Source organism: Marinoscillum sp. HNIBRBA16962 (assembly GCF_057801515.1).
This window is the reverse complement of the sequence record NZ_CM173603.1, coordinates 3,760,192-3,775,059: the sequence shown is the minus strand read 5'-3', so window position 1 is coordinate 3,775,059 and position 14,868 is coordinate 3,760,192. Positions and strand designations below refer to the sequence as shown.

Sequence of the window (14,868 nt, the reverse complement as noted above, 5' to 3'; positions counted from 1 at the left end):
CCATTTTAGCCGCAAAAATTTTGAATGGAGTTACCATGAAGGTAACAGATATGCCTATGAAACCATTGATGCTTTCTGGCCTGGAGCCGCTTGTCATTACATCAGACACCAATTTTGTAAACATTGGCGAACGAACCAATGTGACAGGCTCAGCTCGTTTTGCCCGCCTCATCCGGGAGGACAAGTACGAAGAAGCCCTGGAAGTAGCCCTCGATCAGGTACGAGGTGGAGCTCAGATCCTGGACGTGAATATGGATGAGGGGATGCTGGATGGTAAAGCTGCAATGGTCAGATTCCTGAACCTCATTGCATCAGAACCTGAGATATCACGGATTCCGATTATGATTGACTCATCCAAATGGGAAATTATTGAAGCAGGACTCCAGTGCATTCAGGGTAAAGGAGTGGTTAATTCCATTAGCCTGAAAGAAGGAGAGGAGTCTTTCCTGTATCAGGCAAGAAAGATCAAGCAATACGGTGCGGCGGTTGTAGTGATGGCTTTTGATGAGGATGGGCAGGCAGATACTTATGAAAGGCGGATAACTATCTGTAAAAGGACGTATGATTTGCTGGTCAATGTGGTGAAATTTCCTCCCCAGGACATCATATTTGATCCCAATATCTTCCCGGTTGCCACCGGAATAGATGAGCATAACAATTATGCCGTTGATTTTTTCAATGCTACCAAATGGATCAAAGAAAACCTGCCCGGAGCCAAGGTGAGTGGTGGAGTCAGTAATGTTTCATTTTCATTCAGAGGAAATAACGTAGTTAGAGAAGCCATGCACTCAGCTTTTCTTTATCATGGCATTAAGCATGGCATGGATATGGGGATCGTGAATGCCGGAATGATCGAAGTATATGATGAGATCCCTAAAGACTTACTGGAGCGTGTAGAAGACGTCTTACTCAACCGAAGATCAGATGCCACCGAACGGCTACTGGCTTTCGCCGAAAAGGTAAAAGGTAAAGGAAAAGTAAAAGAGACAGATACTGCATGGCGAGAGAACCCTGTGGAGGAACGCCTGAAACATGCCCTAGTAAAGGGAATTATAGACTTTATCGAAGAGGATACGGAAGAAGCTCGCCAAAAGTATGATAAGCCACTGCATGTCATTGAGGGGCCGTTGATGGATGGGATGAACGTAGTGGGTGATCTTTTTGGATCAGGAAAGATGTTTTTACCACAGGTGGTCAAGAGTGCCCGTGTAATGAAAAAGTCTGTGGCATACCTGATCCCATTTCTGGAGGAGGAAAAAGCAAGATCCGGTGATACTAAAAAAAGTAAGGGGAAGATCCTTTTAGCTACGGTGAAGGGTGATGTACACGATATTGGTAAAAACATAGTGGGAGTGGTACTTGCCTGCAACAACTATGATATAGTAGATCTTGGGGTAATGGTCCCGGCAGAAAAGATCCTGGATGAAGCGGCAAAAGAGGATGCAGATATTATTGGGTTGAGCGGATTGATCACCCCGTCGCTGGATGAGATGGTGCATGTGGCGGCAGAGATGGAGCACAGAGGAATGCAGCTGCCCCTGCTCATCGGAGGGGCTACTACCTCGAGGATACACACTGCTGTGAAGATCACCCCTAAATATTCTGGCCCGGTGATACATGTGCTGGATGCTTCTAAGAGTGTTGGTGTAGCATCTAACTTATTAGGAGAGAAACGGGATGCTTTGGTTCAGAAAATTGCACAAGAGTACCATGACCTTCGGATAGGTCATGAGAATCGTCAGCAGGAAAAAGCTTCCGTAAGCTTTGATCAGGCAAAGAATAATAGATTTAAAGCAGACTGGCAAAGTTATACGCCTGTAAAGCCAGACAAATTGGGCAACCAGGTTTTTGAAGATGTGCCGCTTGATCAGGTCAGGAATTATATTGACTGGACACCGTTCTTTACTACCTGGATGTTGAAAGGGAAATTCCCCCAAATCTTTGAGAATCCTACGGTAGGCCAGGAGGCCAGGAAACTGTACGATGAAGCCAATACCCTCATCGATAAGGTAATTGCTGATGGTTCCCTGAAGGGTAAAGCCGTAGTAGGATTATACCCTGCTAAAGCTGTTGGAGAAGATGTAATGGTGTTTAACGAAGGTCAGGATGAAGTTTGCACTTTCCATTTTTTGAGGCAACAGGGTAAAAAAGGTAGCGGTATCCCCAACCTGAGTTTAGTGGATTTTATCTCTCCGGAGAGCGATTACATTGGTGGGTTCGCAGTATCTGTATTTGGAGCTTCGGAAATAGCAAAAAAGTTTGAAGATGACCATGACGATTATTCCTCTATTATGATCAAGTCTGTAGCCGATCGTTTTGCTGAGGCGCTGGCTGAAATGATGCATGAGAAGGTGAGAAAAGAGCTGTGGGGATATAGTTCTGAGCAGCTTAGTAATGAAGAGCTTATAAAAGAGAAGTATTTGGGAATCAGACCTGCACCAGGCTACCCTGCGTGTCCGGATCATACGGAAAAACGGATTTTGTTTGACCTCCTGAAAGCAGAACAGAATATAGGAGTTGAGCTGACAGAGAGCTATGCCATGTGGCCTGCATCTTCGGTGAGCGGTTTTTATATAGCTCATCCGGAATCTAAATATTTTGGGTTAGGGAAGATCTACGAAGACCAGGTAACAGACTATGCTAAAAGAAAAAGACTGGATAAAAAAACTATAGAACAATGGCTGGCACCCAATCTGGGGTATTAAAAAACGTCTGAATTCCTATATTCAATATTTGAAAAGAAAAATAGCTGATATTGATGGAGATGATTCCCAAAATCCCAACAACCCAACAGCCTACATACCAATAAAGAAATGAAAGTAACTGAACATATAAATGCCTCGAAAGGGAATACCCTTTTTTCATTAGAGATAATCCCACCTAAGAAGGGGGATAGCATCAATTCATTGTTTGATCACATTGACCCTTTAATGGAGTTTAAGCCTCCATTCATTGATGTGACTTATCACCGGGAGGAGTTTGTCTATAAAAACCGGGAAAACGGACTCCTGGAGAAGAAAACCATTCGAAAACGACCAGGAACCGTAGGGATCTGTGCGGCCATTAAAAACCGGTATGAAGTAGACCCTGTGCCTCATATCATTTGTGGAGGGTTCTCAAAAGAAGAAACGGAGAATGCCCTGATAGATCTGAATTTTCTGGGGATTGATAATGTATTGGCCATTCGGGGAGACTCCATAGCTGAAGAGAAAAGCTTCAGGCCTGAGCCGGACGGTAATCAATATGCCATTGATCTGGTAGATCAGCTGGTAAATATGAACATGGGACGATACCTCGATGAGGATCTTCAGAATGCAGTCCCTACACATTTCTGCATAGGGGTTGCTGGTTACCCTGAAAAGCACTTTGAAGCGCCAAACATCAAATCAGACCTGAAGTACCTTAAGCAAAAAATAGAGCGTGGAGCGGAGTATATAGTAACCCAGATGTTTTTTGACAATCAAAAGTACTTTGACTTTGTAGATAAGTGCAGGGCAGAAGATATCAATGTGCCGATCATTCCGGGACTAAAGCCGATCACTACAAAAAGACATATGACGGTGCTACCGAGTATCTTTCACATTGACATTCCGGATGATCTCTATCATGAGATCGAGAAGTGCAAAGACAATAAAGCAGTCAAAGAAGTAGGAATAGAGTGGGGTATACAGCAATCCAGGGAACTCATGGAAGCAGGAGCGCCGGTATTGCATTACTACTCCATGGGCAAATCGGATTCAGTATACCGGATAGCCAGGGAGCTTTTTTAGGGATTTGGGAATTTAGGGGGGTGGGATTGGTCGTCTGGATGAATCTGGAGCTCGTTCGGAAGTACCTGGTGGTTGGCCGGGTAGACCTGGAGTATGTCCCGTCCGTATTCCCCGGCAATCATAAAAGTCCACGATCCACAATCAAAAAATCCGCAATCGGGTATATTTATACACATGAAATGAGCATGATGCTCAACCCAAATATTGAGAACACCAACCTGCCTGCAGTAGCCACTTTCGGCAAAGGCAGGCCGGGTATGATCAAAATTGGGTGGCAAACCGCTGATTTCATCAATTTTAAACACATGAAGATTATCGAATGCCCAAGAGATGCTATGCAGGGAATAACCCGTTTTATCCCAACCGACCTAAAGATCCGGTATATCAACTCCCTGTTGGATGTGGGGTTTGACACCATTGACTTTGGGAGCTTTGTATCTCCGAAGGCCATACCTCAGATGAAGGATACCAAAGAAGTGTTGGAAGGGTTAAATGTAAGTAGCACAAAATCAAAATTGCTGGTGATTGTAGCCAATGTCAGAGGTGCGGAAACTGCTTCTGATTATGATGAGATTACTTATATGGGTTATCCACTGTCACTCTCAGAAACCTTTCAGCAACGAAACACCAACCGCTCTATTGATACGGCATTTGATAACCTTGCAGAGATCCAGGAAATCTGCCAAATGGAGGATAAGACACTTGTCGTCTATTTGTCTATGGGTTTTGGAAATCCGTATGGCGATCCTTACAGCGTAGATCTTGTGGGGGAGTTTGTACAAAGGCTTGACAAAATGGAAGTCGGGATTATTTCTTTGGCTGATACGATCGGTGTTTCCAAGCCCGAAATAATCGGAGGTCTTTTTCAGGCTTTAATTCCGAAATTCCCTCACATTGAGTTTGGCGCTCATTTGCATTCCACTCCTGACACTTCTCATGAGAAGGTGGAGGCAGCCTATAATTCAGGTTGTCGAAGGATCGACGCGGCTATTCGCGGTTTTGGAGGGTGCCCGATGGCAAAAGATGACCTGGTTGGAAATTTAGCTACAGAGGGACTGATCCGGTCATTGAATAGGTTAGAGGTAAATTTTTCATATAACAAAGAGGCATTTGAGAAATCCATGCTACTTTCGAATGAGGTGTTTTTGTGATTCAGTACTAAGTAAATGGGTATAGAAGCAATTATAGTAATAATAGTCATCGTGGTTGCGATGGTTTTGTTTGCCACAGAGTGGCTTTCAGTGGATCTCGTGGCTATAATGATTATGGTTTCACTGGTCGTTACGGGAGTGGTTAGTGCTGAAGAGGGGCTGGCCGGATTCAGTAATTCAGCTACTATTACCGTCGCCTTTATGTTTGTGCTGAGCTATGCCTTGCTGAAAACCGGATCTCTGCAGCGTATCGGGCCTTTACTGGGACCCGTTTTCAAGAAAAATTTCAACCTCGGCATTCTTTTGATGATGATATTCGTTGGTGTAGTGTCAGCTTTCATCAACAATACTCCCGTGGTGGCCATGTTTATCCCGGTGATGATCAGTATCGCCAATTTATCAGGTATCAGTCCGTCCAAATTGTTGATCCCTCTGTCTTATGCTTCAATTTTTGGCGGAACATGTACCCTTATCGGAACATCTACAAACGTGTTAGTAAGCGGGATAGCCGAAAAGAATGGGATCGAGGCTTTCCCCATGTTTATTAGCGCACCGATTGGGATCTTTTTTCTGGTGATAGGGGCCGTTTACATTTATTTTTTCGGAAAGCGATTACTTCCGGATCGACTTTCGGAGAAGGACCTTACCCGGAAGTTTGGGATGAGAGATTATCTCACCGAGATCGAGGTGCTTGATGATGCAGATTTTGTTGGTCAGCGCATTATGGACTCCATACTGGCTACTGAGCTGGAGATTGATATCATAGAGGTACAGCGAAATGGCAATACCTTTACACTACCCGCCGGTGACTTTGTGATCAATGCTCATGATAAGCTGAAAGTTCAATGCAATGTGGAGAAGATCAAGGCATTGAAGGACCGGTTGAAAGTTAACTTCAATACGGATGCAGTACGGATAAATGAAAATGAAGTACAGAAAGGTGATACCTCCATACTGGAACTGATCATTACTTCAGGATCAGAGTTTGAAGGCAAGAGCTTACGACAGATGGATTTCCGGAGGAGGTATCGGGCTATTCCCCTGGCTATTTTGCACCGGGAGGAAGTAGTCCATGAGAACCTTCATGATGTGGAGTTAAGGGCAGGGGATATTATTCTGACGGAGATTAAATCACACCGGGTCCAAAACCTTAAGAAGCAGGAGATGACTCAGAAGAGCCCGTTTATCATCTTGTCTGAGGAAGGGATCATTGATTTTAACCGAAATAAATTTTTGACGGTTCTGGCAGTAATAGGAGGGGTTGTTACGATAGCTACGCTAAATATCCTTCCCATAGTTATCTCTACGGTCTTAGGGGCATTGCTTCTGGTCCTCTCCCGTACCATTACAATGAAGGAAGTCTACGAGTCCATTGAGTGGAGGATCATCTTTCTGCTGGCAGGCGCTTTGAGTCTTGGTGTGGCTATGCAGAACAGTGGTCTTGCAGATATGATTGCCTCATTCTTTGTCAATCACCTGGGCACCTGGGGACCTGTAGCAATTGTATCAGGGATGTATCTGGTGACCTCTCTACTTACGGAAATAATGAGCAATAATGCTACAGCTGCCCTCATCGCACCAATAGCCATAACTACCGCTGACAGACTGGAGCTTAGCCCATATCCATTTCTGATAGCAGTTATGCTGGCCGCATCAGCGAGCTTTATGACCCCAATAGGCTATCAGACCAATACCATGGTCTATAGTGCGGGTCAATATAAGTTTAAAGATTTTTTCAAGGTAGGGGTTTGGCTCAACATCCTGTTTTGGCTGATCGCTACCCTGTTGATCCCGGTGTTTTATCCTTTCTAGTGTAGGGATTGCAAAGAAAGTAAACTAATTATTCATGCCATCACTCAACTTTTTACTTTATAAACAGGGGTTTTCATCAACTAGTGATAGCATGAATTAGTGGGCCAATTTAAGAGTCATGACACTAGGCTACACGGTACTTCTTTCCCGGCAGGCTTTTTATCAACCCCTGAAATTCCATATTCAACAGGAGGGTAGCGACCTGATTGATGGGGATTTGAGCTTTCCAGGCCAGATCATCTACTGCAACACCCTCTTTCCGGGACTCCAGGATCTTATAAATAGATTTCTCGGGAGGGGTAAGGCTGTTTAAGCTCTGTTCCTTTTTTTGGTTTTCGATCACACTCTGCTCGTCCCAGTTCAGGTGATACTGCAGATCCCTGACCCCGGTGTATATCAGAGCTTTTTGATTTCGGATCAGGTAGTTGCATCCTTCGGAGAATGTATTAGAAAGGTCTCCGGGAACAGAAAACACTACCTTATTATAGGAGTCAGCAATATTTGCTGTAATTAGTGCACCACCTTTTTTAGCTGCTTCCACCACTATTACTGCATCGGCCATCCCCGCAATGATCCTGTTTCGTGCCGGGAAAAAGTGTGCTTCGGCCTTTACTCCAGGCGGATTTTCCGAGATCAGGCCTCCGGCTTCCAGCATTTCTTCGGAGGTTTTCTTATGAAGGTTTGGATAGATTTTATCCAGACCACCCGCCAGCACACCAATCGTGGGAATGTTATTTTTTAATGCAGCCCGGTGGGCCGTAACATCTATACCATAAGCCAGACCACTTACAATTACAGCATTGAGCTGCTTTGATTCCTCCACAATCTTCTCAGTCACTGCTTTACCATAGTCCGTCGCATTTCTGGTACCCACGATTGCGATCACCCGGTCCCAGGCATTGATTGTCCCTTTGGCATAAATTACGTTTGGTGCATCAGCCACCATCTTAAGCTTACCAGGGTAGCTGGCATTCGTATAGTGGTGGATAGTAACTCCATTCTTGTTACAATCGGCAATGATCTTTTCGGCTTTATGGAGTACGTCAGCGGATGTGATAAGATCTATGGTTTTCTGTCCTATACCCGGGATCTTTTTTAGCAACCCATTCCTGGATTTGAAAACAGCGGATGCAGAACCACAATAGGCGATAAGATTTTTTACTGTAACATCTCCTATTCCCGGGATTAGTTCCAGGGCTACCTGGTACAGTTTTTCATCCATTGATTATGGAAGCTCTTTTTTTAAGGTTTCTAAAAATATTCTGACTTTCCTTAGGGATTCAATCAACTCCAGCCTGTCGGCGGCTTGATTGATATCACTTTTAATAAAATCTCTCGCACCCTGTAAAGTGTAGCCCTTTTCTTTCACCAGATGAAAGATCAGTTTGACATTTCTGATATCCTCTTTAGTAAACTGACGATTACCCTTCCGGTTTTTCTTCGGCTTTATGATATCAAACTCACCTTCCCAAAAGCGAATCAATGAGGTGGCTACCCCCAGATCCTCGGCCACCTCACCAATGGTGAAGTATTTTTTTTCTATTTCTCTTTCCTTATAAGGCACGGTGATTTTTTTCAGTTTTGAATATAGAAAATTCTCCCCGCATCATCAATGATAATTTGATTTTCAGGGAAATCTTCTTCAGATAATTTTTTAATTGATTGAATTACGGTGTTTTTTTCATCATAAACGGGGCCATAGGAATATGATTGCAGGAAAGGAATAATTTTTCCCTCCAGGAATTTTCCATTTGCATCCGTTTTTAAAGTGAGAAGCGGGGCTTCCCCGCTTGGCCCTCTCAGGTTGAACCGACCGTATGTGCAAAAATTGCCCAGTGAATAAGCAATCAACCGGTCATTGTATACCTCCAGTGCCCTGACTACATGGGGTCCGTGACCCAGAATGAAATCAGCTCCGGCATCTACCATCTTATGAGCGAAATCATAAATATTCCCTCTGTTTTCGCCATAATAAAATTCCGTTTTCCGGGTTACATGCATGTTTTTAGCGCCTTCCGCACCTCCATGAATGGATACAAACACCATGTCTGAAATCGAATCCAGTTTTTGAACAATCTCCTGGGCCCTATCTTCATCATAAAAAGTAAGTGTTCCCCTGTTAGGGGCAAAGGCCACAAAACCAATTTTTAAATGTCCGATCTTCCTGGTTATGTATGGAGCCTCGACTGACCCGGCATACCCGATTTTCAACGAGTCAAGCACGGACTGGGTATACCTTCTCCCTGAGGATCCAAAATCGTTGGCATGGTTGTTTGCCAGACTGAGTAAATCAAATCCATTATCCACCAGGTTGGATGCCAGGTAAGATGGCATTTTAAACAGGTAGCAGGCCTTTGGGTTTTGACATTGTTTAGGGTCACCCTCACCGTCCAGTATGGTTCCTTCAAGGTTGCCGAAGGTTATGTCTGCAGATTGAAGGTAAGTCCTGGCCTCATCCCAGAGGTAAGAACCATCGCCTGCTGGCAGGTAGCTGGGGTTGGGAAATTTCGTGCCCATCATGATATCACCGACAGCTGCTATGGTGACAGTGTCAGGCAATAACCTGAAAACAGGTATAGCTACCTCCATCCCTAAAGAGTCCAGTGTGTCGCCTTTTTGAGTGACCCAGTATTCTTTTTTGGGTAGCAGTGTATCAGGAGGGAGCTGGGTAGTATCTGTCTTTTGACTGGTTCGTTGGGGTGGAGTCTGAGTTACCTTACAACTAACCATAAGGATGAAAATGATACTTACGAAAAGCCAGCTACGAGTCATCATTGAGTTTTAATGAGCTCACAAAAATAGCAGGATTGATCGGCTACAGGTAGACGACTTTTCCACAAGTTTTAGACATAAAAAAAGCGATCCGGACAGTGCGCCTGGATCGCTTTCAAATTAACTCTTCCCGGGCTTCTTAATAAGAACCCATTGCCTGGTTTTCTATAGAAGCCAGTCTCAATACCTCTTCATATTCCTCTTCGTTGAGGTCTTTGTAGAAGTAGTGAACCGGGTTGTTTGGTACGTTGTCAATTTTCACCTCATAATGCAGGTGAGGTGCTGTGGATTTTCCCGTGTTGCCTGAGTAGGCAATAAGCTCTCCTCTTTTTACTTTTTGCCCGGGTCTAACGAGTATTTCACTTAAGTGGGCGTATTTGGTTTTATACCCAAACCCATGGTTTACTTCTATCTGGTTTCCATATCCGCTTATCTTATTGTGGCGGACCAGGCTCACTTCTCCATCGCCAGTAGCATATACAGGAGACCCGATAGGTAATGAAAAGTCCACGCCATTGTGAGGTCTGGTTACTTTAAGGATTGGGTCCAAACGATAACCAAATCCACTGGAGAGCCGCTTTAGGTTCTCTTTAGATACTGGCTGTATGGCGGGTAGTGAAGCTAAAAACTTCTCTTTATCCCTGGCCATGGCTATAATCTCATCGTAAGATTTGGTTTGGATATACATTTGCTTTTTCAGCTGATTGATCCGTTGATAATTTTCCAGAACAAGCTTCTCACTTTCCAGACCTTCCTCCATCAAGGTCTTGTATCGGTTAGCGCCCCCAAATCCTGCTGAACGTATTTCTTCCGGGATAGGCTCTACACCAAAAATTACTCTGTAGATGTTATCATCTCGATCCTGGAGCGCCTGAAGCATCTCATTTGCGTCTGCTACTTCCTTACCAAGAAGCTCATAGTACATTTTGAGCTCTTCGTTTTCCTTCCTTAGAAGGGCTTCCTCCGGAGATTCAAAATATTTGATGTAGACAAAAACGATTCCTGTTGATAGTATCAGAGCCAAGGTTAAAAAACCTAGTGCATTCCATATAATATCCCAGGTGGAAACCCTTATTCGCTCGTATCTACATGACTCTGTGTCATAATAGTACTTAATCCTGGCCATAGATCAATTTTATTCTATTTTCAACTAGTTTTGTTGCGCTGTTGGAAATATTCTAAGCAGCAAATTACGGTTTTTATACCAAAAAAACCAAACATATAGTGGTAACAGGTTAATATTCAGGTAGTTAGATGGATTCTAAAGATATCCGAAAGAAATTTCTAGACTTTTTTAAATCAAAATCTCACAAAATAGTTCCTTCTGCTCCCATAGTGGTGCAGAACGATCCCACGTTGATGTTTACCAATGCGGGAATGAACCAGTTTAAGGATTATTTTCTGGGAAATAAGGACCCCGAAGTAAATCGTGTTGCCGATACTCAAAAGTGCCTGAGAGTGTCGGGTAAGCACAATGATCTGGAGGAAGTAGGTCTGGACACCTATCACCATACAATGTTCGAAATGTTAGGCAACTGGTCCTTTGGTGATTATTTCAAAAAGGAGGCCATCGAATGGGCATGGGAACTACTGACCGATGTGTATGGATTGCCAGAGGACCGCATGTATGCTACCGTATTCGAAGGAGATGAAAATGACGGACTGGAAGCTGATGACGAGGCAAGATCCTATTGGGCAGGTTTGATTCCACAGGATCGTATTCTCAATGGTAATAAAAAGGATAATTTCTGGGAGATGGGGGATAGCGGACCGTGTGGGCCTTGTTCCGAGATTCACATTGATCTCAGACCTCAATCAGAAGTTGAGAAATTGTCAGGAAGTAAACTGGTAAATAAAGATCATCCGTTGGTGGTGGAAATCTGGAACCTTGTGTTTATGCAGTTTAACAGACTGGCTGATGGTTCTTTAAAGAGCTTACCGGCGAAGCATGTGGATACAGGAATGGGATTTGAGCGTCTGGTTATGGCGATCCAGGGTAAGCAGTCCAACTATGACACGGATGTTTTTCAGCCAATGATCCAGTCAATCGCTAAACGTGCCGGGGTTTCCTACGGAAATAACGATAAGATAGACATTGCTATCCGGGTAATCTCAGATCATATTCGGGCCATTTCTTTTACCATAGCAGATGGTCAGCTACCAGGCAACGCCAGGGCCGGTTATGTGATTCGCAGGATCCTACGACGGGCTGTTCGATACGGCTATACATTTTTAAATTTTAAAGAACCCTTTCTTACAGGCCTGGTTCCCCTGCTGGCTGATCAGTTTAAGGAAACTTTCCCGGAGCTGGACTCTCAAAGGGATTTTGTGGCTAAAGTGATCAGAGAAGAAGAAGTCTCTTTTCTAAGAACATTAGATAAGGGACTCAAACGCTTTGAAACCATTAAGGAGGACCTGTCCGGAAAGGTTATTGACGGGAAAACGGCCTTCGAGCTGTATGATACTTATGGTTTTCCCCTGGACCTCACTTCTCTGATAGCAAGGGAAAACGGGTTGTCTGTGGATGATGCTGCCTTCCAGACGGAAATGAAAAAGCAAAAAGAACGCTCAAAAAGTGCGGCACAGCAGTCCACCGGTGACTGGGAAGAGGTGATCCCTGAGGCAGAGGCCTCGGTATTTTTGGGGTATGAGCAGTTGGAAGCGATGGCGAAAATTACCCGCTACAGAAAGGTAGAGCAAAAAGGAAAATCTTTTTATCAGGTCGTTCTGGATCAAACCCCCTTTTATGCAGAAAGTGGTGGACAGGTAGGTGATACTGGTGTGCTTCAAAATGACCAGGAAACGGTGAAGGTATTTGACACTAAAAAAGAAAATGACCTGATTGTCCATTTCACAGACACACTACCCAGGGATCTGACTGCAACTTTTACCGCCAGGGTGCATGAGCAAAAACGAAAGTTGACGGAAAATAATCATTCTGCAACTCACCTGCTGCATGCAGCCCTTCGGGAAGTCCTTGGGGACCACGTGCAGCAAAAAGGATCTCTGGTCAATGACCAGGTATTACGCTTTGATTTTTCGCATTTTGCTAAAGTAACTGACGAGGAGCTAAGCAGAATTGAGCGGATCGTCAATCAGAAAATTCGTGAAAACATACAGCTAAACGAAAAGCGAAACGTACCGATTGATGAAGCAAAGGCAATGGGAGCTATGGCGCTTTTCGGAGAGAAATATGGTGATTTTGTGCGAGTGGTCACATTTGATAAGGACTTTTCTGTGGAGCTGTGTGGAGGCACACATGTTCCCACAACAGGAAAGATTGGCTTATTAAAGATCGTAAGTGAAAGTTCGGTAGCTGCGGGTGTCAGACGCATCGAGGCAATTACTGCTGAAAAAGCTGAAACCTATCTTGATGAGCAAATGGAGCTGCTTAAAGAGGTGAGGGAGCTGCTCAAAAATCCGAAAGACACCAAAAAAGCGATACAGGCGCTCATCAGGGAAAAGGATCAATTACAAAAGAAAATAGATGAACTGAATCAGCAACAGGGCGGTGCCCTTAAGAAAGAGCTGGTCGGTACAGCGACAGAAATAAATGGTATCAAGCTCATCACCCAGACTGTAAATGTGCCTGATGCCAATGTACTCAAACAACTATCATTTGAACTCAAAAATGAACTTTCCGGGGTCCTTGTGATTTTGGGAGCTAATCTGAACGAAAAACCCATGCTGAGCGTCATTATGGATGACTCATTAGTCAGCCAGTATGGATTCAATGCGGGTGAAATGGTTCGGACAATGGCCAAAGAAATTCAGGGAGGTGGCGGAGGTCAGCCTTTTTATGCAACAGCTGGAGGTAAAAATATTGCTGGCCTTACCAAAGCACTGGAAGTAGGAAAACAAATTGTTTCAGACAAACTGAATGTAGAGATCAAATGATTTCAGAAGAGATCCAGACACAGTATCGAGTGGTAGTGGGGCTTGAAGTACATGCCCAGTTACAGACGGAGAGTAAGATATTTTCTTCAGATGCCAATGCCTTCGGAAGTGCGCCAAATACCAATGTGAGTGCCATTTCACTGGGGCATCCGGGTGTAATGCCCAAGCTGAATAAAAAGGCGGTTGAGTATGCCATCCGTATGGGGCTAGCCTGCAATTGCGAGATTAGCAGGGTTCAGTTCTTTGACCGCAAAAACTATTTTTACCCGGATCTGCCAAAGGGTTATCAGATCACTCAGGATAAAACACCCATTTGCGTTGGTGGGTATGTTCCCGTCCACCTGGAGGACGGAACCATTTCCAAAGTAAAGCTTAACCGTATTCACCTGGAAGAAGATGCAGGAAAGTCAATTCATGAAGAGGGTGAAAGCGACAGCTTTATTGATCTGAACAGAGCTGGAGTTCCTCTCATTGAAATAGTCACCGAACCAGTCATTAACAGTGCGGAAGAGGCGGGTGCATTTCTGGCGGATATTCGAAAGATCGTCAGGTTTCTGGGGATATGTGATGGGAATATGGAAGAAGGTTCACTGAGATGTGACGCCAATGTGTCTGTGATGCGGGTGACCGATAAAGAGCTTGGTAAAAAGGTGGAGGTAAAGAATATGAACTCCATAAAAAGTGTCGTCAAAGCTATTAACCATGAAGTGGAGCGCCAGATAGATAAACTGGAGGACGGTGAACCGATCCTTTCTGAAACCCGGACGTTTGATGTAAATACAGGAAGAACCTCTGGTATGCGCACAAAAGAGGAACTAAATGATTATCGGTATTTTCCGGAACCCGATCTCAGTCCACTGCATATTACAGAGGAGTGGCTTGAAGAGATTAAAGCTGCCATGCCGCCTTTGCCGGCTCAGCTTAAGGAGAAATTTAAAAAGGAGTATGGGTTAAATGATTATGATGCCGGCCTGTTATCTGACCAGAAGGATCTGGCTTATTTTTTCCAGTCACTCTGTGCTGAAACTGATAATTATAAAGCAGCTGCTAACTGGATGATGGGCCCTGTGAAATCCTTCATGAATGACAATAATGCTTCAGCTGAAGAGCTGCCGATCACTCCAGGGCAATTAAGCGCGATCATTAAGTTAATTGATGAAAGCAAAATCAACTTCACAGCAGCCAGCCAGCAGCTTTTTCCTGCGATGCTCCAGTCTCCCGATGCTACAGCTTTGGAGTTGGCTACCAAACTGAATATTTTGCAGGAGTCTGATTCGGAAAGTATCCAGCCCATAATAGAAGAGGTCCTCGCCGAAAATCAGGCGAAGGTAAAGCAATACCGAAATGGTAAGAAGGGACTTATTGGGATGTTTATGGGAGAGGTCATGAAGAAGACCAAAGGTAAAGTAGATCCCAAAATAGCGAATAAGCTTTTAAGAGATTTGTTAGATACTAAATAGATGTCA

General features: G+C 44.2%; 10 protein-coding genes. 6 read left to right on the top strand and 4 right to left on the bottom strand.

From position 1 onward, the window contains the following. Positions 1-20: 20 nt before the first annotated feature. The 4 genes from metH (at position 21) to AC3E9V_RS15595 (ending at position 6,733) form a co-directional block, all read left to right on the top strand. Positions 21-2,705 carry a methionine synthase gene (metH, locus tag AC3E9V_RS15610; protein WP_488749065.1) on the top strand — a complete coding sequence of 895 codons (2,685 nt, stop codon included), beginning with the start codon at positions 21-23 and terminating at the stop codon, positions 2,703-2,705. A gap of 108 nt (positions 2,706-2,813) precedes the next feature. Continuing rightward, positions 2,814-3,770 (top strand): methylenetetrahydrofolate reductase [NAD(P)H], encoded by a 957-nt coding sequence (gene metF, locus AC3E9V_RS15605; RefSeq protein ID WP_488749064.1) that lies wholly within the window; start codon positions 2,814-2,816, stop codon positions 3,768-3,770. Then, a complete protein-coding gene (locus AC3E9V_RS15600) occupies positions 3,659-4,921 on the top strand; it encodes a hydroxymethylglutaryl-CoA lyase (protein ID WP_488749063.1) in 1,263 nt (420 codons plus the stop codon). Before metF ends, AC3E9V_RS15600 begins: the two co-directional genes overlap by 112 nt. Before the next feature lie 15 nt (positions 4,922-4,936). Then, positions 4,937-6,733, top strand: coding sequence for a sodium:proton antiporter (locus AC3E9V_RS15595; RefSeq protein WP_488749062.1), 1,797 nt, complete (start codon positions 4,937-4,939; stop codon positions 6,731-6,733). A 124-nt stretch (positions 6,734-6,857) separates the two neighbouring features. Here the strand turns inward: AC3E9V_RS15595 and dprA are convergent, their stop codons facing one another. The 4 genes from dprA to AC3E9V_RS15575 all read right to left on the bottom strand — a co-directional run bounded on the left by dprA (position 6,858) and on the right by AC3E9V_RS15575 (position 10,631). Further along, positions 6,858-7,955: a DNA-processing protein DprA gene (dprA, locus tag AC3E9V_RS15590; RefSeq protein ID WP_488749061.1), complete on the bottom strand. Its 1,098-nt coding sequence runs from the start codon at positions 7,953-7,955 to the stop codon at positions 6,858-6,860. 3 nt (positions 7,956-7,958) lie between these two features. Continuing rightward, positions 7,959-8,297 carry a MerR family transcriptional regulator gene (locus tag AC3E9V_RS15585; protein ID WP_488749060.1) on the bottom strand — a complete coding sequence of 113 codons (339 nt, stop codon included), beginning with the start codon at positions 8,295-8,297 and terminating at the stop codon, positions 7,959-7,961. Between the two features lie 11 nt (positions 8,298-8,308). Beyond that, positions 8,309-9,508 (bottom strand): CapA family protein, encoded by a 1,200-nt coding sequence (locus AC3E9V_RS15580; RefSeq protein WP_488749059.1) that lies wholly within the window; start codon positions 9,506-9,508, stop codon positions 8,309-8,311. A 136-nt stretch (positions 9,509-9,644) separates the two neighbouring features. Next, complete coding sequence (locus AC3E9V_RS15575; RefSeq protein ID WP_488749058.1) at positions 9,645-10,631, bottom strand: M23 family metallopeptidase; 987 nt, start codon at positions 10,629-10,631, stop codon at positions 9,645-9,647. Positions 10,632-10,759: 128 nt separating this feature from the next. On the opposite strand from AC3E9V_RS15575, the gene alaS reads away from it, so the two are divergent. Both alaS and gatB read left to right on the top strand, forming a co-directional pair. Beyond that, complete coding sequence (gene alaS, locus AC3E9V_RS15570; protein WP_488749057.1) at positions 10,760-13,402, top strand: alanine--tRNA ligase; 2,643 nt, start codon at positions 10,760-10,762, stop codon at positions 13,400-13,402. Next, positions 13,399-14,862, top strand: a complete 1,464-nt coding sequence (gene gatB, locus AC3E9V_RS15565) for an Asp-tRNA(Asn)/Glu-tRNA(Gln) amidotransferase subunit GatB (protein WP_488749056.1) — start codon at positions 13,399-13,401, stop codon at positions 14,860-14,862. The genes alaS and gatB overlap by 4 nt, the downstream gene beginning before the upstream one ends. Positions 14,863-14,868: the final 6 nt, after the last annotated feature.